Raw genomic sequence first — 20,508 nt, 5'->3', positions numbered from 1 at the left:
ACAACCTTACAGGACAAGTCCTGTAAGGTTTTTTTAAGATTTTTCACGACAAAAAAATAAATGATCTGATATGAAAAAGTTAGCCTTTTTATTAATTACCTTATTGGGTTTCACATACACCCAAGCCCAAAATATAACCGACGCATACAGATATTCTTCAGAAGACCTTACGGGAACAGCACGTTTTCGTGCTATGAGTGGAGCTTTTGGAGCACTTGGAGGAGATATGTCGGCGATTTCGATTAACCCGGCTGGATCTGCAGTATTTCTTAACAGTTTTGGGACAATCACCCTGGATTTTAGAAATAGCACCAACGATGTAAATTATTTCAACAGCTACACCTCCAATGAGGAATCTGATGTCTATTTCAACCAGGCCGGTGGAGTTTTGATTTTCGATACTGCCAATAACAGTTCCTGGAAAAAATTCAGCCTGGCAATGAATTATTCAAAAACTAAGAATTTTGACGATAGTTTTATTGCAGCGGGTACCGGAAACAATTCCATTGATCAGTATTTTTTAGGTTATGCTGATGGAATTCCATTGGATCTACTTCAGACTATGGATGGAGAATCTATTTCAGAGCTTTACACCTATTTAGGTGAAAACGAAGGTTTCGGTGCTCAGCAGGCTATGCTTGGTTACCAGGGCTATGTAATTGACCATGATCTTGATGATCCAAACAACACTACTTACAATTCTTTTATTGCTCCGGGAAATTTTAACCAGGAATTTTCTTCTTATGCAACAGGCTTAAATGGAAAGTTCACCTTTAACTTTGGTACACAATATGAAGATTTCCTTTTCCTGGGAGCTAACCTTAACACACATTTCATTAACTACGACCGGGCAACCCGATATCTGGAAACCAACAACAATAGCGGGAGCGCAACAAATGAAGTTCGATTTAATAATAATTTAAGCACCAACGGAAATGGATTTTCCTTTCAGCTTGGGGCCATCGCCAAAGTAAATGACAATTTTCGCGTTGGGGCTTCTTACGAATCGCCAACCTGGTTGAATATCGAAGAACAAACCACTCAATACCTCGAGACTAATAATAACCAGAATGAACGGGTGACAGTAAATCCAAATGTACTAAACGTTTACCCCGACTATACTTTAAAAACACCTTCGAAGTTAAACGGTAGCATTGCCGTTTTATTTGGAGGACAGGGACTTATAAGTTTTGATTATTCCTATAAGGATTACTCCAACATAGAATTCAGACCGAAAGATGATCCCGATTTCAGTTATCAGAATACTCAAATAGCCGATAACCTAAAAGCTGCTTCCACATTTAGGTTTGGAGGAGAATACAGAATTCAAAACTGGAGTCTCCGCGGAGGATACCGCTTTGAGGAAAGTCCCTATCAGGATGAAATCAAGGTAGGAGATCTTACCGGCTATTCGGCAGGGCTTGGTTACAATTTTGGAAGTATAAAATTAGACCTGGCTTATACAAATGCTCAAAGGGATGAAAACCCTCAACTGTTTGATGTGGGTCTAACAGACACTTACAAAATTAACCGCGACCTTTCCAGTGTGGTTTTATCTCTTAGTTTTGGACTTTAGGAAGAATTAAAATATTTGGCTTTAAAAGCGCCTTCCAGGCGCTTTTATGTTTCCTACCTTTTCAGGGTGAAATGAGACTTAAAGATGCTGGTTTTTCCAGTATTTCTATCGAGATATTCCAGCTTAAACCAGTAATCATTCGCAGGCAGATCCCGGCCTCCAAAACTACCATCCCAGCCGGCTCCATTTGGATTCAATTGTTTAAGCAATTTCCCGTACCTATCGAAGATAAAAAGCTCAAGAACCCGAATATCTTCATCACCTTCAATTTTCCAGGTATCATTATACCCATCGGAATTTGGAGTAAAAAACCGAGGATAACCCACCAGATCAAAATTTTCTGAGGTGGTTGCGCCGCATCCATTTATTTCTCTGCCCGTGATATTGTGCAAGCCGGGAGGAACATTTTTAAACACATTGCTTTCCTGCCATGGCCCGTTGTCCATCTGAAATTCATAAACAGCATTTGGTGAAATCCCAGGAATAGCTTCGGCGGTTACCGTATAACCTTCTTCAAAATCATTCCCCTCAATTCCAATTTTAACTTCTTCTGGCGCTGAAAAAACCATTATGTCAGCCTCAAAATTTCGGGAGCAATCACCTATTAAATCAGTAATTGTCAGACTAAGCTTATCAACTTCCGGAATTTCATCCAGCACCAGGATTGCCTGCGTAGAAACTTGTTCATCCCCTAAAAACCATTCGAATTCATAATTCGGCCCAAGATCTTCTCCCAGTTGAATATCTTCAAGAATGTCACCCTGAAGATCTGCACATAATATTACTGTCTCAGCTAAAATCTCTTCCTGAATAATCTCTACTTTAATACTAACCTTTACCGGATCGGAATAACAACCATTTTCAGATCTAATCACTGCAAGTATATCCTGAGTTTCAACTTTCAGATAATTTCCGGGGTCGACAATTGGTTTATCTTCTTCGAAATGTTCATCAGATTCATAATAAATCACTTCAAGTTTTTCGGAAGGTGGATTACCAGTGGTTATCTCAGAATTCAGAACAGTAAGATCTATAGATTCCTGGCTGCCATCACAGATATACAGCTCTTCAGGTTCATTGGCTGTTGGCTCAGGATTAAAGCCTACAAAAACAGTATCATCAATAACCTCAGAAAACCTATTGGAAACAATGAGTTTATAGGTTCCCTCCTCCTCTACTTCTAAATAGGCATCGGTTTCCCCTTCAATTTCTTCAAATGATCCATTTTTCTCTACAAACCAGGCATATTCTTCAGCAAACAAAACGGTTCCATCCACAATTACCGTTTCTCCTTCACAACCATAAATCTCATCTTCAAGCCCCCCCTGGAAACAATCGGTAGACCCAGCCCCAGGTTGCCCCGCATTCACCTGTTCAAGTTTTATAAATCCCTGGGTTTCACTAAAATTGGTGATAACCACAACATAGATCTCTCCTGCTTCGGTTTCCCCAAGATCCATCCTTTCGGTGCTATCAGGTTCGTAAGAGCTACCCACAAGATTTTCTTCACTTAGCATCTCGTAATCACATATATCGTCAGATGGTGAGAATGGCCCCCATACTGCAAAATCCACGTCAAGAATTTTACCGCTGCCATCATCGTTTTCGGTTTGAGAGATCAGAAATTCCAGCCTTCCGCTTTCCTGAACCTGAAGGAAATACCAACTTGGATATGGTTGGGTGGTGAGATCACCATAATACGGACCTTCTTCGGCTTGCTCCTGGTCACTATTATCTTTATGACTGTTTTCAAAAACAAATTGGTTTCCCCCGGCACAAAAGGGCTCAATATTTGCACAAACTTCTCCCTGAGCCCATACAGATGGAAGGCTTAGCAAAAAGAATACTAATAGAGCAAAAACTGGTTTCATAGCTATCACAGCAAGATATATAAATTTAAGTAATAAGGCGAAATCTTCAGTTTCTAAGACGAAGTGAAAAACCCATTAAAATTGTATCTTTGCAAGCTGTAACCACTGATTACGACAATTATTGTAAAACGGCATGAAAATAGACAAAATTTTGACGGAAATTGATGAAATGGGGGATGCCCATGCGGGTAGCAGTGCAGATACTCCAATACGTGAAGATGCTTTTGAACTTAGTGATATTGAAAAAGTTGCTTTAATCAAGGATGACGTAAAAAAAATTATGGAAACTCTGGGACTGGACCTTACCGATGATAGTCTACAGGGAACTCCTCAAAGGGTTGCCAAAATGTTCGTGAACGAAATTTTCTCAGGACTAGATCCGGCAAATAAACCCAAGGCCTCCACTTTCGAGAACAAATATAAATATGGGGAGATGCTGGTAGAAAAAAACATCACTGTTTATTCTACCTGTGAGCACCATTTACTTCCTATCGTTGGGAAAGCACACGTGGCTTATATTTCTAAAGGAAGAGTTATAGGGCTTTCCAAAATGAATCGCATAGTAGATTATTTCGCTAAACGCCCACAAGTCCAGGAGCGAATGACGATGCAAATAGTTCAGGAGTTACAAAGAGCCCTTGGCACACCTGATGTAGCTTGTGTGATTGATGCGAAGCACTTGTGTGTAAACAGTCGGGGAATCAGGGATATTGAGAGCAGTACCGTAACCAGTGAGTTTGGCGGAGCTTTTAAAAACAAAGAAGTAAAACGTGAATTCCTGGATTACATCAAATTAGACACAACCTTTTCATAATTAATTACATTTAAACAACTAACTACCTATGGCGCTTTTTGATGAACAAAGCTTAAAACTGTATAATTCAATGGGCGGGGAGAAAGAGATTTTCACCCCTATAAATCCGGGACACGTAGGCATGTATGTTTGCGGCCCTACTATTTACAGCAATGTTCATTTAGGCAATTGTCGTACTTTTATCTCCTTCGACCTGGTCTTCAGGTATCTTAAACACCTGGGGTATAAGGTACGGTATGTTAGAAATATAACCGATGCCGGCCATTTGGAGAACGATGCGGACAGCGGAGAAGACCGCATCGCCAAAAAGGCAAGGTTGGAAAAAATTGAACCTATGGAAGTAGTACAGCGCTACACCATAGATTTTCATAATATTCTTCAAAAATTCAACAATTTACCGCCAAGCATCGAGCCTACTGCCACAGGGCATATTGTGGAGCAAATTGAGATTATAAAAGAGATCCAGAAAAAAGGATTTGCATACGAAGCCAACGGTTCGGTTTATTTTGATGTGATGAAATACAATGAAAGTCATCACTACGGAAAATTAAGCGGGCGTTCACTAGAAGATATGGTCGCAAATACCAGGGAACTTGCCGCTCAGAGCGACAAAAAGAATCCCCAGGATTTTGCACTGTGGAAAAAGGCAGAACCCCAACATATTATGCGCTGGCCATCTCCCTGGAGTGACGGCTTTCCTGGCTGGCATTTAGAGTGTACCGCTATGAGTACAAAATACCTCGGAGAAGAATTCGATATCCACGGAGGGGGAATGGACCTGAAATTTCCTCATCACGAATGCGAGATCGCTCAAGGTGAAGCTTCCACCGGCAAAAACCCTGTTCATTACTGGATGCATGCTAATATGCTTACCCTTAATGGCAAAAAGATGGCGAAAAGTACAGGAAATAATATTCTACCCGAAGAGATCTTCTCCGGTAACAATGATATTCTGGACAAGCCATTTTCTCCCAATGTCACAAGGTTTTTTATGCTTCAGGCGCATTACCGCAGCGTATTGGATTTTTCTAATGAAGCACTTTCAGCAAGTGAAAAAGGTTTCAACCGTCTTATGGATGCCTACCATCAAATCGACAAGCTTCAGGTAGGTAAATCTTCGTCAATTTCGGTTAGCGATTGGAAACAATCCTGCTACGATGCGATGAATGACGATTTTAATAGTCCTATCCTTATTGCAAAACTTTTTGATGCTGTAAAATTCATCAATAGTGTTAAGGAAGGTAAAGTCGAAATCACTTCAGAAGATAAGGAAATACTTCACGAAACCATGAAAAACTTCATGTTTGATGTGCTAGGACTTCTGGAAAAAACTTCAGAAAATGAAGAAAGCACGCAAAAACAACTTTCAGCAACCATAGAGCTGCTTATAAAACTTAGAGCCGAAGCAAGGGTAAATAAGGATTTTGCTTTAAGCGATCAAATCAGAGACCAGTTACAGACTTTGGGCATTCAGCTTAAAGACGGAAAAGAAGGCACGACCTTCAGTATCGAATAACAGATGCTAAAAAAAATTCTCGCATATCCTTTTATCCTAGTGGTGAAATTCTACCGCAATTTTATTTCCCCATTAACTCCGGCAAGCTGTCGCTATTCGCCTACCTGCTCTCAATATTCCCTCACTGCTTTAGAAAGGTTTGGAGTGTTTAAAGGGGGCTGGCTAAGCATTAAAAGGATAGTTAGCTGCAATCCCTGGGGCGGAAAAGGCTATGATCCCGTTCCGCCAAAAAAGAACACCTAGCAACTTGCAGAAACCTGCAAATATGTATCTTTACCTTACTAACATAAAATTCACTTCATGTTTTTAAATGCAATTACCTGGAACCCTTCTGAAGGTTTGGACCTGGGATTTTTCACCCTTCATTATTACAGCCTAATGTTCCTTATCGCTTTTGGTTTGGGGTGGTATATAATGAAAAGCATTTATACACGGGAAGGTATTGCAATAGAAAAATTAGATTCCCTTTTTATCTACACAGTACTCGCAACCCTTATTGGGGCCCGACTGGGACACGTGATCTTTTATGATTGGGATTATTTTCAGAATCATTTACTGGAGATCTTTCTGCCTGTAAGATTTGAACCGGAATTCGAATTCACAGGTTTCAGAGGACTTGCAAGCCATGGTGCAGCCATTGGGATCATCATAGCAATGTATTTATACCGAAAAAAGGTGCTGGACAAACCAGTTCTCTGGATCCTTGATAGGATTGTTATTCCGGTTGCCAGTGGTGGTATTTTTATTAGAATAGGAAATTTCATCAATTCTGAAATAATTGGAAAACCTACAAATTCAGACTATGGAGTTATTTTTGCCAAACTTGGCGAAGATTTTCCCAGACATCCCGCACAGCTTTACGAATCTGTTTGTTATCTACTTATCTTCATTTTGCTTTGGTACTTATACTGGAAAACCGAAAAACGTTTAAAAGTGGGATACATCTTTGGTTTATTCCTGGTACTTCTTTGGACGGTAAGATTTTTTGTAGAGTTCATAAAGGAAGCTCAGGTAGAAGAACGCGCAACCTGGCTTCTAAATACTGGTCAGTGGTTAAGTATTCCGTTTATAATTGCAGGTTTCTATTTTATGTATCGTCCAACCAAAAACCGCAGCCTATGATTCGCAGAAATCTTTTCTTAAGCCTGGGCATGGCCTCAGTAATCCTTTTTTCCTCTTGTAAGGAGGACGCAAAGCCAGAGGAAGAAATAATCGAAGAAGATATTGAATTCACCAAAGAAGGCGAACTCAGCCTTATTAAATCTGAAGGTGATACCATAAAGAAACTAGACATAGAAATTGCCGATAGCCAATACGAACACGAAACGGGTTTAATGTATCGGGAAAGTATGGAAGAATTACAGGGAATGTTGTTTATATATAATATGGCCGAACCACGTGCCTTCTATATGAAGAACACTTACATACCATTGGATATCATCTATTATGCTTCAGATAGCACTGCGGTGAGCTACTATGAAAATGCTGAACCAATGGATGAGACCTCCTTGCCTTCAGGTGAACCGGCACAGTTTGTACTGGAAATAAATGCAGGGCTAATTAAGGAATGGGGTATTGAAGTTGGAGATAAGATCTTTTTTAAAAGAACAGATTAAGCAATTAAACACAGCTTTTTACCAATAAAAAAACTAAAGCTTTCCTACTAAGGGAAAGCTTTTTTGCTGATTGCCTACAACTAAATTAGATAAAAATGAGTAACCTAAAACTTTAAACTCTTATCATAACAAGGCGGAATTTCCAATTATAGTTTCCTTGTGTAAAACTAAAACAAGGGAGTAAATTTCTCCGGGGAAAGCCTACCGAGCTTTACAATTGAACACGATTTCAAACTTTACAACATTCACTAACGAGGCAAGCCTCGGGGTATTTAACCTCCTAGAATAAAAAAGGCTTTCCAAATGCGGAAAGCCTTTTTTTATAAGCATTAAACTTTACTTAAACTGTAGTTTCAGTCTCTTCTTCAAGTTTCTTCTTCTGAATTTTAGCCTTATCGGTGACGCTATCAAACATAACCGGCGTCGCTATAAAGAGTGATGAATAAGTACCTACAATTACCCCTACTATCAAGGCAAACATAAAGCCTCGAATGCCTTCCCCTCCAAATATGAAGATAGCCAACAATACTATTAAGGTGGTAAGCGAGGTGTTCAGCGTACGACTTATCGTACTATCCAAAGCACTGTTAATAGTCCTGTCAAGATTCCATGAGGTGTGCTCATTAACATACTCCCGGATTCTGTCAAACACAACCACGGTATCGTTAAGCGAGTAACCAATCACGGTTAGGATTGCAGCGATAAAAGCCTGGTTGACCTCCATACTAAAAGGCATCACCTTGTAAAGCAAAGAGAAAACACCCAATACTATAATAACATCGTGAGCTACAGCAGCTACCGATCCTATACTGAACTGCCATTTTCTAAACCTCAATAAGATATAAAGGAAAATAACAACCAGGGATCCTAAAATAGCCCAGAAGGAATCATTTTTAATATCATCGGCAATGGTTGGACCAACCTTCATAGATTGCATAATCCCAAGGCTACGGTCAGTTCCACCGGCACGAAATTGCTCAAAAGTAAGGTCGGCAGGAAGATATTCCTGGAGCGCCCCATACATTGTTCTGGCAATCTCCTCATCTACTTCAGATCCATCATCATCAACACGATAATTGGTTGTGATTTTTAGCTGATTGTTTGGCCCAAAAGTTTTAGCCTCTGCACTTCCAAAAACAGCTATCAGGTCATCCTGAACATCAGTAGGAGAAACATCCTGGTCAAAACGAACAGTGTAAGTTCTACCTCCCACAAAGTCAACTCCCAGATTTAATCCCTGAACAAGTAGTGAACCTAAGCTTATTATGATCATTATTCCTGAGATCACATAAGCAAGTTTTCTCTTCCCTAGCCAATCTACCTTCACATTTCTGAAAAGGTTTTTTGTCGCTGAAGTAGAGAAAGGAAGTTCTTTTCCGCTTTTTGCATAACCATCTATAAACAGACGGGTAATAAATATTGCAGTAAATAAAGAGGTTGCAATACCAATTAATAAGGTAGTAGCAAAACCTTTAATAGGTCCGGTTCCAAGAATCAAAAGAATAAAACCTGTAAGACCTGTGGTAATGTTCGCATCTAAAATAGAAGAAAGTGCATTGTTGAAACCATCTTTAATAGCATCCTTCTGCATTTTACCTTTTGCGAGTTCTTCTCTAATCCTTTCAAAGATAAGTACGTTCGCATCTACCGAAATACCAATGGTCAAAACAATACCGGCAATACCAGGTAAAGTAAGAACGGCACCAAGTCCGGCTAAAATTCCGAAGATGAATAGGATGTTCACTGCAAGAGCTATGTCGGCATAAATACCGGCTTTCCCATAATAGAATATCATCCAAAGAAGTACAAAGACAAGAGCTATGGCAAATGACATAATCCCACTATCGATAGCCTCCTGTCCTAAACTTGGCCCTACGATCTCACTCTGGATAATATCTGCTGAAGCAGGAAGTTTACCTGCTCGAAGTACATTAGCTAAATCCTGTCCTTCCGTAATAGTAAAGTCTCCTGTAATCTCACTTCTTCCTCCTGAAATAGGTCCACTGGAAACTCCGGGAGCAGAATACACAATATTATCAAGTACAATAGCGATCTGGCTTTGATTGTTGGAAGCATAACCGGTCATTTCTTCCCAGATCTTTGCTCCCCTGCCATCCATTTGCATAGACACCGCTATCCTGCCAACCTGGTCAAATGTTTGGTTAGCATCGGTGATCACATCTCCGCTTAAAGGCGGAGTCATATTTCTGTTCCCCTTTAAAGCATACAGACCTACAAGATCTGCGTCGCCTTCAGGAATTCCCCACACAAATTTAGCGTAACGCTGGTCTGCAGGCAGAAGTGATCTTACCTGCGATTTGTTAAGATATTCCATAGCCTTAGCTGTATCCCTGGTAGAGAAATAAGCTAAAACCGGCCCACCTTGAGAGCCCGGGGATTTAATAAGATCAAATAATGGATTATTCCCGGTTGCAACGTCTGAAGTATCATCTTCAGCTTCAGCAAGAAGTTCATCTATATCGCTATCTTCCGTAGATGTAGTATCGGTTTCGGCCCGTGCCTCCTCTTTATCTCCAACTAATTCGATCAAACGATTATTAGCTTCTGCGAGGAAATTTCCAAATTCATTGCTTTTATATACGTGCCAGAACTCTAACTGTGCTGTACTTTGAAGTAGATTTTGAACCCTGCTGATATCTTTGGCTCCGGGAAGTTCTACAAGTATTCTTCCTGAATTCCCCAAACGCTGGATATTTGGTTGTGTTACACCAAACTTATCGATACGCTTACGAAGTACCTCAAAGGCCGAAGTAATAGACTCGTCTACCTTTCTTCTTATAATACCTTCTACTTCATCATTAGACATTTCAGAATTAATCTCATCACTAAGAGATTTATTAAAGAATGCATCGGGAGAAGCCAGCCTGGCATCAGGAATATCATTGAAAGCCTCAAAGAAAAGATCTATATAATCGTCCTGACTATCTTTTTGTGCTGCATCGGCTTCATCTAAAGCACGGTTAAAAGCAGGATCGGCAGTATTATTGGCAAGACCATGAAGAATATCTCTTACCGAAATCTGAAGAATTACGTTTATTCCGCCTTTAAGGTCTAAACCTTTATTAAGCTCTTTATCTTTTGCATCATTATAAGTTATGCCGGCTATAATATCATCTCCTCCAATTGAGTCCAGATAACGTTTCTCTTCAGCATCTCTTAAAACTGAATAATTATCTACATCTTCACCAATTTTTTGAATGGCAAATTCTTCAGCTTCATTTTCAACTCTATTTGTGATAAATGTAAATGAAAGCTGGTAAATACATACCAGTCCAAATAAAATTGCAAAAACCTTAATCAGTCCTTTGTTCTGCATTATTCCTTAAATTATAATTAATTAGGTCGATTTTAAAAACGGACAAATATAGGGTTTCAAAAATCAAATCCCAATATTTTTATTTGGAATAATTTAACTTTTAAACCCAAAAAAGACCCCAGAAACTGCGGCCTTTTTTAAGAAATCATTTAAACTTTTGAGTATTTATACGTCTAGCAAAGTATTGGTCTTTTTTACACCTTCTGCGCTTTCTTTCATTTTAGCACTTTCAGCATCGCTAAGTTCGAGTTCAACGATCTTTTCAAGACCATCTTTACCCAATATAGCCGGTACACCTATACAAATGTCATTAAGCCCGTACTCCCCTTCCAGCATTGCTGAACATGGAAACATTTTTTTCTGATCGCAGGCAATTGCCTGAACAAGAGCTGAGACAGCTGCTCCCGGAGCATACCAGGCAGAAGTCCCCAATAATTTGGTTAGCGTGGCTCCTCCAACTTTAGTATCTTCAGAAACCTGATTTAGACGATCTTCTGATATAAATGCCGTTACCGGAACAGAATTTCTGGTTGCCAGTCGCGTAAGCGGTACCATCCCAGTGTCACTGTGACCACCAATCACCATCCCATCAACATCTGATGGCGGGCATTCTAAAGCTTCGCTTAATCTAAACTTGAAACGGGCGCTATCTAAGGCTCCACCCATACCTATTATTCTGTTTTTCGGAAGGTTTGTGGTCTTATGCACCAAATATGTCATGGTATCCATTGGGTTACTAACCACAATAAGAATAACATCAGGAGAATGCTTAATAAGGTTTGTAGCAACTTCTTTTACGATCCCTGCATTAATCCCTATCAATTCTTCTCTGGTCATTCCAGGTTTACGTGGGATTCCACTGGTAATTACAGCAACATCACTGTCAGCAGTTTTAGAATAATCACCGGTAGTCCCGGTAATTTTGGTATCAAACCCGTTTAGAGTCGCAGTTTGCATAAGGTCCATCGCTTTTCCTTCAGCAAAGCCTTCTTTAATATCCAGCAGCACTACTTCAGATGCAAAATCCTTAATGGCTACATATTCTGCACAACTGGCACCAACAGCACCAGCTCCAACTATTGTAACTTTCATATTATATATTTTATATCAATTAATATTAGTTCCTAGCGAAAATACGAAATAAGGGAAAGCTTTACTAATAGAAAGAAGTAAAAACCAAGGCCTTAAATCCTGAAATGCAGGCCGAGATTCATATTAAAAAAGCTTCCTGCAGTTACCATCGTGCTTACTTTAAATTTATTGAAGTATAAATTAAAACCTATGTCTCCTTTAAACTGAAGTTCATTTTCTCCCAGGGTTTCCAGAGCTGTATTTATATTTCCTAAAAACGGCCCACTGCCATCCATCGCGTAAGCAAAGTTGGAATTTGTTGCCCCCAGGGCACCGAAGATCTCAAAATTTTCGTAGCGTTTTGAGGCCAGGGCTTCAAAAAGCCAGAGATCACCGTTTACATCAATTAGATCGAGAACTGCAACTTGAGGGATGTTCACAGGATCAAACGCATATTTCACATCAAACTTACTATAGGTAATAAGTGCAGAGACCTGAAGATCTTCAGGCTCATTAAACATAAAATACTGACTAAAATTATGTTTGATCCCAGCCCCATATGTACTGAAATTCACATCGTCTATGGTCATCTCAGGCAGGGCTCTAACTGTAAATTCAGATTCATAGGGCAAGCCCATAGTTACCTGCACAAACGGATGCGGAATAAGTCCTTTATCCACACCTTCCAAGGCCTGAAACTCGAAAGAATTCCCCATTACGGTACCCTCATAATAGACATCGGTAGTTTCTCCAAAGGCGGTTGGAACTTTGGCGTTAGACGCTCCCTTTATATTAAGTAAACTAAATTCATTATTGGAAATAGTACTACTCTTTTTACTTGAAGGTACAATGAGACCATTCGCATGCACTGAAACTTCAAATTTCCAGGGAGCCAGACTTTGCGCAGAGGTGAACCATCCAGCACTAGCCTGGTAGGCTGCCCCGGATGCAGCCGGACTGGCAAATTCATCAGCAATATGAAGTAAATCACCCACTACGGCATCTACATCATTTTGAGCGATTATAAAATTTGAAGAAATAAATAAGAGTAGGGTGCAAATTGTTCTGGTTAGAATTTTCACAAGATTCAGGTTTAGTTAATGGAGTAAAAATAGCAAAAATACTTTTGCAGCATATTTAATAACCGGGGAAAAAAACCAAACAAAAAATCTTAAAACAAGAAAACCCATGACAGGCACGGGTTTTCTTTTTATAGCTTATAAACTTAAGCGTCTATATTTGCATATTTAGCGTTCTTCTCGATAAACTCACGTCTCGGCGGAACCTCATCTCCCATTAGCATAGAGAAAATCCTATCTGCCTCACTACTGTTATCAATATTAACCTGACGCAGTTTACGTTTTTCAGGATCCATAGTGGTATCCCAAAGTTGTTCTGCATTCATTTCCCCAAGACCTTTATATCGCTGAATTTGCACGCCGCCACTATAGCTTTCGGCAATTTCATCACGCTCTTCCTCACTCCAGGCATAACGCTTCTTGCTTCCCTTCTTCACAAGGTATAAAGGTGGAGTTGCGATGTATATATTACCTCCTTCTATTAGTTCCTTCATATATCTAAAGAAGAAAGTTAGAATCAAAGTTTCAATGTGACTACCATCAACATCGGCATCACACATAATCACAACTTTATGATATCTTAATTTATCGATATTCAAGGCCTTACTGTCCTCTTCGGTACCAATGGTTACACCAAGTGCAGTATAGATATTCTTGATTTCTTCGTTTTCAAATACCCGATGAGTCATGGCTTTTTCAACATTCAGAATTTTACCTCTTAGCGGAAGAATAGCCTGGAATCTCCGGTCTCTACCCTGCTTGGCAGTTCCACCCGCCGAATCTCCCTCAACGAGGAATACTTCACTCTGAGTAGGATCCTGCTCTGAGCAGTCTGATAATTTCCCAGGCAAACCACCAATGCTCATTGCGGTTTTACGCTGCACCATATCACGGGCTTTTTTAGCCGCGTTTCTGGCTTGAGCAGCGAGAATCACCTTTTGAACAATGATCTTCGCATCATTAGGATTTTCCTCCAAATAATTTTCAAGCATTTCTGAAACTGCCTGAGAAACCGCTGATGTTACTTCCCTGTTTCCAAGTTTGGTCTTGGTTTGCCCCTCAAATTGAGGCTCGGCAACTTTTACTGAAATAATAGCGGTTAATCCCTCACGGAAATCATCTCCGGTAATCTCAAATTTCAGTTTATCCAGCATTCCCGAGGCATCGGCATATTTCTTAAGCGTAGTGGTTAAACCTCGTCTAAATCCAGATAAATGCGTTCCTCCTTCGTGAGTATTGATATTGTTTACGTAAGAATGTAAATTCTCATTGAACGAAGTGTTATAAACCATCGCCACCTCAACAGGTATATCATTCTTTTCACCTTCAATCGCGATCACATCGCTGATTATAGGATCCCGATTACCATCAAGAAATTTTATAAATTCTTTTAATCCTTCTTCAGAATAAAATCTTTCAGAGAGAAATTCTCCATCTTTGTTGATCTCCCGTTTATCGGTTAACGTGATCTGGATTCCCTTATTCAAATAGGCCAGCTCGCGCATTCTACTTGATAAAGTCTCATAACTGTAATCTACACTTTGCTGAAATATTGAAGAATCCGGTTTAAATGTTATTATAGTTCCATTCTTGTCCGATTCTCCAACTGGTTTTACGGGATACAAAGGCTTCCCAAGCTCATATTCCTGTTCCCAGATCTTTCCATCACGATAAACTGTGGCTTTCAAAGAAGAAGAAAGTGCGTTCACACAACTTACACCTACCCCGTGCAAACCTCCGGAAACCTTATAAGAATCCTTATCGAATTTACCTCCGGCTCCAATCTTGGTCATTACCACCTCAAGAGCAGAAACCCCCTCTTTTTTGTGAAGATCAATAGGAATACCCCGACCGTTATCCTCGGTAGTTACCGAACCATCTTCATTAATTGTAACTTTAATGGTATCACAGTGGCCCGCCATAGCTTCATCTATGGAGTTATCTACCACCTCATACACCAAATGATGCAATCCTCTTACCCCGGTATCTCCAATATACATCGAAGGTCGCATGCGCACATGCTCCATTCCTTCAAGCGCCTGGATACTATCAGCCGAATATTGTTTCTTGGGTTCTTCGCTCATATATTCTTTAATTAAATTCGTCTGTTTTATATAACGAACAAATATAACAAAACCCTTATTTTCTGCTAGCGGAAGCCTGATTTTAAGCCTTTAAGTTATTAACAATTTGTGCAAAAAAAGCCCGTAGGGCAGGTAATTTTATACCTCGCACTACGGGTCTTTCAAAACACAGGCTTAATTTATGAGGCTTTGGCTAATTCCTCAAGTTCTTTTTTAGCTGTTGATGCAACATGAGAGGTGTTTGCCCGGCCACTTGGGTCCAGGTCTTCCTGCCATTTTGGAACCCATCTTTTTACAGTTTTGGCTGCGCTCTCCTGCGGAAAATGTGAAGCAAAAATTTCCCGATAAAAATAGGCCTCTTTGGTAGCCGGAGTATTATGGGGATATTTATCGACTGCCTCAGCCATTTCCCGATCACTCACACGAGCTGAAGCATACGCGATAAGCTCATCTATCCAACTGTATCCAACCCCGTCACTAAACTGCTCCTTTTGCCTCCAAAGCACTTCTTCAGGCAAAAAGGGCTCTTCGGGAGTATCAAAAGCTTTTCTAACGATATATTTCTCCACCCCATCATAGGTGTTTGGCATTTTATATTTTGCCTGGGTTTCCATAGCGACCTTTAAGAAGGCCTTATCTAAAAAAGGAACCCTGGCTTCCAATCCATGAGCCATCGTAGATTTATCGGCTCTTAAGCAATCGGCAGTGGCCAATCTTTGTACTCTTCGAATTGTTTCTTTCTGAAATTCATCGGAAGAGGGTGCATTTTTGAAATAGAGATAGCCTCCAAAGATCTCATCGGCTCCTTCTCCTGAAAGAACCACTTTTACTCCTTTCTCTTTTATTGCTTTTGAAAGGAAATACATTGGTGTACTCGCCCTAATGGATGTTACATCATAGGTTTCGAGGTGCCACACCAGTTTTTTCAGGATTTCAATTCCCTCTTCTACCGAAAAATAGATTTCGTGATGTTCAGTCTTCAGGAATTTTGCCACTTTCCGGGCGGCTACCAAATCGGGAGCGCTTTCATCCAATCCTATTGAAAAAGAATGCAGCTTTTGTCCGCTGTCTTTCATCAACCTTGCTGCTATAGAAGAGGTAAGCGAAGAGTCCAGCCCGCCGCTCAACAATACCCCAAGAGGCACATCGGCCATAAGCCGTTTTTTCGTTGCCTCAATAAGGCTTTCTCTAAGTTTTGTAAGGTCGAGATCTTTATCTGCTTTGGTATAATCGTACCAATCGGGTTTATAATATTCTACAAATCCCGTTTTTGGGGTATAGTAGTGCCCCGGAGGAAAGGCAGCAAAATTGGTACATTGATCAGCAAGCGCTTTCATTTCACTGGCAAACCAGATCGCACCATCCTCATCGGTGCCGTAGTATAAGGGTTTTACCCCAATTGGATCACGGGCTGCTATAAAATCCTTCCCGTCTACAACAACAAATGCAAAAACTCCATCTAATTTATCTACAAAATCATAACCGTACTCTTCATACATATGAACTATTACTTCAGAATCTCCTGTTGTTCTGAATTGGTGGCTTTTCAGCTCATTCTCCCGCAGTGACTGGTGGTTATAAATTTCACCATTATGGATCATCCAGGCTTTACTGGTACCTTTAATTGGTTGTTGCCCTGTTTGCAAATCCACAATAGAAAGTCTTTCATGACTCAACAAGTATCCTTCTTCTGTAATTTGCAGTCCACTTTCATCCGGTCCGCGATGAGACATTCTCCTGGAGATCCCACTCACTTTCTCTTTACTTAATCGCTCTCCGATTACTGCTAAAATTCCACACATAATAATTGCTTTAATATTTCAAGACAAATATGCGTTGAAGCTTCCAGTTTAAAAACAAAAAATTACATTTTGCTACTAACTGTAAATATAAAAAACATTATATGCATAATTTTAAAAGCTTTACAGGTAAAATTTCTCTCAAAAAGTTTAGTTATGTAAATCTGGCAAGGTATCTGCCTGATAATTATTGATGTTTTTTACAGATCTCTTCTGTATTTATTACAATATCTCTTATATTTAAAAGAAAAATTAATCAACAACACTATGAAGAAAATTTTTATCGCAGCTTTAGGAATTATTTTTTTAATGGGAATTCCACAGCTAAAAGCACAGGAGAGAGACACTACCTCCCCCAATTTTCCAAAAATGGACGCCAGTCCAATGGACCTTATCATCTACCGCGACAGCAATAATGATGTAATCGCCAGGGTACTTTACAGCAGGCCCAGGAAACGCAACCGGGTTGTCTTTGGTAAATTAGTGCCGTACGGACAAGTTTGGAGAACGGGAGCAAATGAAGCTACCGAGCTAACTCTTTATAAAGACATGAAAGTGGGCGATGCTGTGGTAGAAGCAGGAACATACACTCTATATTCTATTCCGAAGGAAAAGGAGTGGACAATAATTCTTAATCAAAAAACCCACACCTGGGGTGCTTACGAATATACCGATGAGGAAGATATAGTAAGAATAACGGTGCCTGTAAGAGAGTCTTCTACTAACATAGAAAACTTGTCTATGACTTTTGAGAGTGCCAGTGACGACAGTGGAACTAATCTTTTAATTGGCTGGGACGACAAATACGTTAAAGTGCCTTTTAAAAATATAAACTAATAAGTTATCCATTGATCAAAAACGCTCAGATCGGGCGTTTTTTTATTTTATGGGATATTGAGATATTTATGGGTTTGAAGTGACACTTTCCACTTTGGATTTTTCATTACATAATCCACGATTAGCGGCATCATTTTATCTCTTTTGCTCCATTCGGGCTGGAGGTAGAGGATGCAATCTTCACTAACCTTTGCTGCCTGTTCTTCAGCAAATTTAAAATCGTGTTTATTAAAGATGATCATCTTAAGTTCATTGGCCAAAGGATAGATTTCATCAGTTGGAAGTTTTTTCTTCTTCGGAGAAAGACAGATCCAGTCCCACTGGCCGGATAACTTATATGCTCCTGAAGTTTCAATATGAATTTTACTGCCTTTATTTTTTAAACCCTGAGTGAGTTGGGTCATATCCCAGGTCAGGGGTTCCCCACCTGTCACCACAACAGTATCACTATAAGCGGTAGCATTTTCAATAATTTTACCAATATGAGTTGGCGGATGCAGGCCTGCATCCCAACTTTCCTTCACGTCACACCAGTGGCATCCAACATCGCAGCCCCCTATCCTAATAAAATAAGCGGCAGTCCCTTTATGGAATCCCTCTCCCTGTATGGTATAGAACTCTTCCATTAACGGAAGCATAATTCCTTCATCAACCAGCCTTCTTGTATCTTCTGTAATCATAGCGCGCAAAGATACGGATTATCCTTTTTTTCCTCTCCGCTTTAGGCCAGGATTATTTATTGCTGGTTTTTATTTGAGGATTAAGGCGTTTTTTACTGCGGAAGGCTCTTCGCCTATTTTAACCAGGAATCCATTTATCACCGCGTATTCAGTCTCCCCATCTTTCTCGAGAAAAAAGGAATGAGAAATATCCTCTGAAACTTTAAAATCCGGAGAAACAAGGTTTACAGGATAATCGGTAAAATTTTCTTTTTCCGGTAAATTCTCAACCGGGATATAGGCATAAGCCTGTTCCATTAGCTCCTCAAAATCCAGTTTTCCTACAGCCTCCACATCGGGTAAGATCTCTGGATATACTTTTCCTGAAATCAGCTTATAACCTAAAAGGTCTTTGCTGTTGTAGGCATAATTCGTAGAAAGATCTCCCCGGTCTGCTACATAAGCACGATAGGAATATTTCTGGGGCGTGTCGCCTGGAACTTCACTGTGGTTAATCCCGAGATCCAGGATATATTCATTCCCCAGTAATTCATAGGTAACCTCTGTTAATTTCAGGTCATAGAGTTTGGAATCATTCTGCGGAATATTTTCATATTCCGCTATATCCACCGTTTTATAATCTTCATCTGCAATAGCGAAAACTGCAGCAAGAATGGCTACAAAATTCAATTTTCTTATTTCCTGTTTTTCAGGATCATCAGGGTAACCCCCGCTCTCAATTAAAATAGTACTGGTGCCCCATTTCTGAATATTATCGCCAAAGGCCCGGGGTTCAAAATCATCGTTGTATCTACCAACCTGCCCGGGTGCATAGTTCTGTAAAACGCCATTCATTAGGACAATGAGTTTCATAGCGTTCCCTCGAACCTTATTAATGGATTTCTCATAATCGTAAGCCGGCGCCAAAAATGAAATCGTAGCAGGTTTTTCGGTGCCTTCTGCATTGTAATAGCGACTCTGGTCGTGAAGATTGAATCCAAAATCGGCATCAAGGCTATCTCTAACTTTTTTTAGGGTTTTACTTTCGGGGGATTGTAATCTTAAAGCATCCCGGTTAACATCTACACCTAATGCATTTCGTCTTTGAAATTTTTCGGCGCCATCAGGATTCAGCATAGGGAGAAAATGTAAAGTAACTTCTTTCAAAAGTGCTTCCTTTTCAACTTTAAAATCATCAGCATTCAGGAAATTAAAAATATCAAAAAGAGCCATAGTGGCAGTAGATTCATCTCCATGCATTTGGGACCATAGCAACACATCGGTCTCACCGGTTCCAATACTCAAAAGATTTAAAATTCTGCCCTCGATAGATTCCCCAACTTTATTAATCCTGAACTCTGAGTTACTTTCCAGTTTTTTGATCAGGTCTATAACCAGCTCGTGAGTAAATCTTCTTTGATTGATGCTCTCTTCTTTATAATCGGGATATTTCGCATAAAGCTTTTTATAAAAATTATCCTGTTGAGCCGAGAGTCCAAAAGTTATAAAAAGAAAGAAGATCGATAAAGTTGAAAAGTTTTTCATTTAACTGTGGATTTAGGCTTGGGAACGGGTTTAAAATTAAAATTTTTCGTCGCACGTCTAACCGCGTTCATGAAGTCTACCCCCGGATCGGTTTTTTGGGTGCGATAACCGCTGTCTTTTTCTTTCCAAAGCGGATGGTTTTCAAAGTTAGTGTATTCATAATGTCCTATGAGATAATCGATATTGTACTTGTTTGCGAGGTAATTCACCAACCAGATATTGGCATCGACCTGCGCCTGGGTTAAAGGAGCTTCCTCGGTGCCACCAACATTTTCAATACCAATAGCTACATGGTTGAGACCAATAACATGTCTGGCCATGAGTTTTTCCGGCATCAGCCTGTAAATTTCGCCATTGCGATGCACGAGAAAATGCGCAGAAACATTCAAGGCGCCCGCCTTCTGGATATCGGCTCTGGCCCCTGGTAATTTCACAGGATCGAAAGCTTTGAATGAAGCTTCAAGTGTTGGTATAGCTGTCCAGTGCAAAACGATCATTTTGGGGGTTATCTTCGGGGTTTTCTTACGTAGATCATAACGCTCTTCCATATAATCTAAACTCAGCTCCCGGCGCTCCTCGTTGAAATTTATAGGCTTATCAATAATAAAATAAGCCACTTCCCTGGATGGACCGCAAGAAGTAAAAAGAATCACCAATGAGATTAAAACAAGTTTTTTCATATCTTTTAAAATTAAAAAAGGGCC

At 40.0% G+C, this 20,508-nt stretch carries 16 protein-coding genes; 7 read left to right on the top strand and 9 right to left on the bottom strand.

The window, feature by feature from the left end:
- Positions 1-70 precede the first annotated feature (70 nt).
- Positions 71-1,576 (top strand): OmpP1/FadL family transporter, encoded by a 1,506-nt coding sequence (locus tag BM266_RS01695; RefSeq protein ID WP_093405056.1) that lies wholly within the window; start codon positions 71-73, stop codon positions 1,574-1,576.
- A gap of 53 nt (positions 1,577-1,629) precedes the next feature.
- Here the strand turns inward: BM266_RS01695 and BM266_RS01690 are convergent, their stop codons facing one another.
- On the bottom strand, positions 1,630-3,447 hold the full coding sequence (locus BM266_RS01690; RefSeq protein ID WP_093405053.1) for a T9SS type B sorting domain-containing protein: 1,818 nt from the start codon (positions 3,445-3,447) through the stop codon (positions 1,630-1,632).
- A 133-nt stretch (positions 3,448-3,580) separates the two neighbouring features.
- On the opposite strand from BM266_RS01690, the gene folE reads away from it, so the two are divergent.
- From folE to BM266_RS01665, 5 genes are read left to right on the top strand one after another with little or no spacing between them, the layout of a single operon-like run.
- The gene (folE, locus tag BM266_RS01685; protein WP_093405051.1) at positions 3,581-4,261 is read left to right on the top strand and encodes a GTP cyclohydrolase I FolE; all 681 of its coding nucleotides are present in this window, start codon (positions 3,581-3,583) and stop codon (positions 4,259-4,261) included.
- Positions 4,262-4,289: 28 nt separating this feature from the next.
- The gene (gene cysS / locus BM266_RS01680; RefSeq protein WP_093405049.1) at positions 4,290-5,777 is read left to right on the top strand and encodes a cysteine--tRNA ligase; all 1,488 of its coding nucleotides are present in this window, start codon (positions 4,290-4,292) and stop codon (positions 5,775-5,777) included.
- A gap of 3 nt (positions 5,778-5,780) precedes the next feature.
- Positions 5,781-6,020, top strand: a complete 240-nt coding sequence (gene yidD / locus BM266_RS01675) for a membrane protein insertion efficiency factor YidD (protein WP_093405047.1) — start codon at positions 5,781-5,783, stop codon at positions 6,018-6,020.
- A 57-nt stretch (positions 6,021-6,077) separates the two neighbouring features.
- Positions 6,078-6,899, top strand: coding sequence for a prolipoprotein diacylglyceryl transferase (gene lgt / locus BM266_RS01670; protein ID WP_093405044.1), 822 nt, complete (start codon positions 6,078-6,080; stop codon positions 6,897-6,899).
- Positions 6,896-7,393, top strand: a complete 498-nt coding sequence (locus BM266_RS01665; RefSeq protein WP_093405042.1) for a DUF192 domain-containing protein — start codon at positions 6,896-6,898, stop codon at positions 7,391-7,393. The genes lgt and BM266_RS01665 overlap by 4 nt, the downstream gene beginning before the upstream one ends.
- 340 nt (positions 7,394-7,733) lie before the next feature.
- Here the strand turns inward: BM266_RS01665 and secDF are convergent, their stop codons facing one another.
- The 5 genes from secDF to asnB form a co-directional block, all read right to left on the bottom strand.
- Complete coding sequence (gene secDF / locus BM266_RS01660) at positions 7,734-10,730, bottom strand: protein translocase subunit SecDF (protein WP_093405040.1); 2,997 nt, start codon at positions 10,728-10,730, stop codon at positions 7,734-7,736.
- Between the two features lie 165 nt (positions 10,731-10,895).
- A complete protein-coding gene (gene mdh / locus BM266_RS01655; protein ID WP_093405037.1) occupies positions 10,896-11,822 on the bottom strand; it encodes a malate dehydrogenase in 927 nt (308 codons plus the stop codon).
- A gap of 92 nt (positions 11,823-11,914) precedes the next feature.
- The gene (locus BM266_RS01650; RefSeq protein ID WP_245760360.1) at positions 11,915-12,883 is read right to left on the bottom strand and encodes a DUF6588 family protein; all 969 of its coding nucleotides are present in this window, start codon (positions 12,881-12,883) and stop codon (positions 11,915-11,917) included.
- A 143-nt stretch (positions 12,884-13,026) separates the two neighbouring features.
- A complete protein-coding gene (gyrB, locus tag BM266_RS01645) occupies positions 13,027-14,964 on the bottom strand; it encodes a DNA topoisomerase (ATP-hydrolyzing) subunit B (protein ID WP_093405032.1) in 1,938 nt (645 codons plus the stop codon).
- A gap of 179 nt (positions 14,965-15,143) precedes the next feature.
- Entirely contained in the window at positions 15,144-16,766 is a 1,623-nt protein-coding gene (asnB, locus tag BM266_RS01640; protein ID WP_093405030.1) for an asparagine synthase B, read from the bottom strand.
- Between the two features lie 264 nt (positions 16,767-17,030).
- On the opposite strand from asnB, the gene BM266_RS01635 reads away from it, so the two are divergent.
- Complete coding sequence (locus BM266_RS01635; RefSeq protein WP_093405028.1) at positions 17,031-17,600, top strand: DUF2911 domain-containing protein; 570 nt, start codon at positions 17,031-17,033, stop codon at positions 17,598-17,600.
- A gap of 47 nt (positions 17,601-17,647) precedes the next feature.
- Here the strand turns inward: BM266_RS01635 and BM266_RS01630 are convergent, their stop codons facing one another.
- The 3 genes from BM266_RS01630 to BM266_RS01620 all read right to left on the bottom strand — a co-directional run bounded on the left by BM266_RS01630 (position 17,648) and on the right by BM266_RS01620 (position 20,484).
- Positions 17,648-18,280 (bottom strand): 7-carboxy-7-deazaguanine synthase QueE, encoded by a 633-nt coding sequence (locus tag BM266_RS01630; RefSeq protein ID WP_093405025.1) that lies wholly within the window; start codon positions 18,278-18,280, stop codon positions 17,648-17,650.
- 69 nt (positions 18,281-18,349) lie between these two features.
- Entirely contained in the window at positions 18,350-19,804 is a 1,455-nt protein-coding gene (locus BM266_RS01625) for a M14 family metallopeptidase (RefSeq protein ID WP_093405023.1), read from the bottom strand.
- Positions 19,801-20,484 carry an N-acetylmuramoyl-L-alanine amidase gene (locus BM266_RS01620; RefSeq protein WP_093405020.1) on the bottom strand — a complete coding sequence of 228 codons (684 nt, stop codon included), beginning with the start codon at positions 20,482-20,484 and terminating at the stop codon, positions 19,801-19,803. Before BM266_RS01620 ends, BM266_RS01625 begins: the two co-directional genes overlap by 4 nt.
- Positions 20,485-20,508: the final 24 nt, after the last annotated feature.

The organism is Salegentibacter flavus (genome assembly GCF_900115145.1).
GTDB lineage: Bacteria > Bacteroidota > Bacteroidia > Flavobacteriales > Flavobacteriaceae > Salegentibacter > Salegentibacter flavus.
This window is presented reverse-complemented; position numbering and strand designations above follow the sequence as displayed.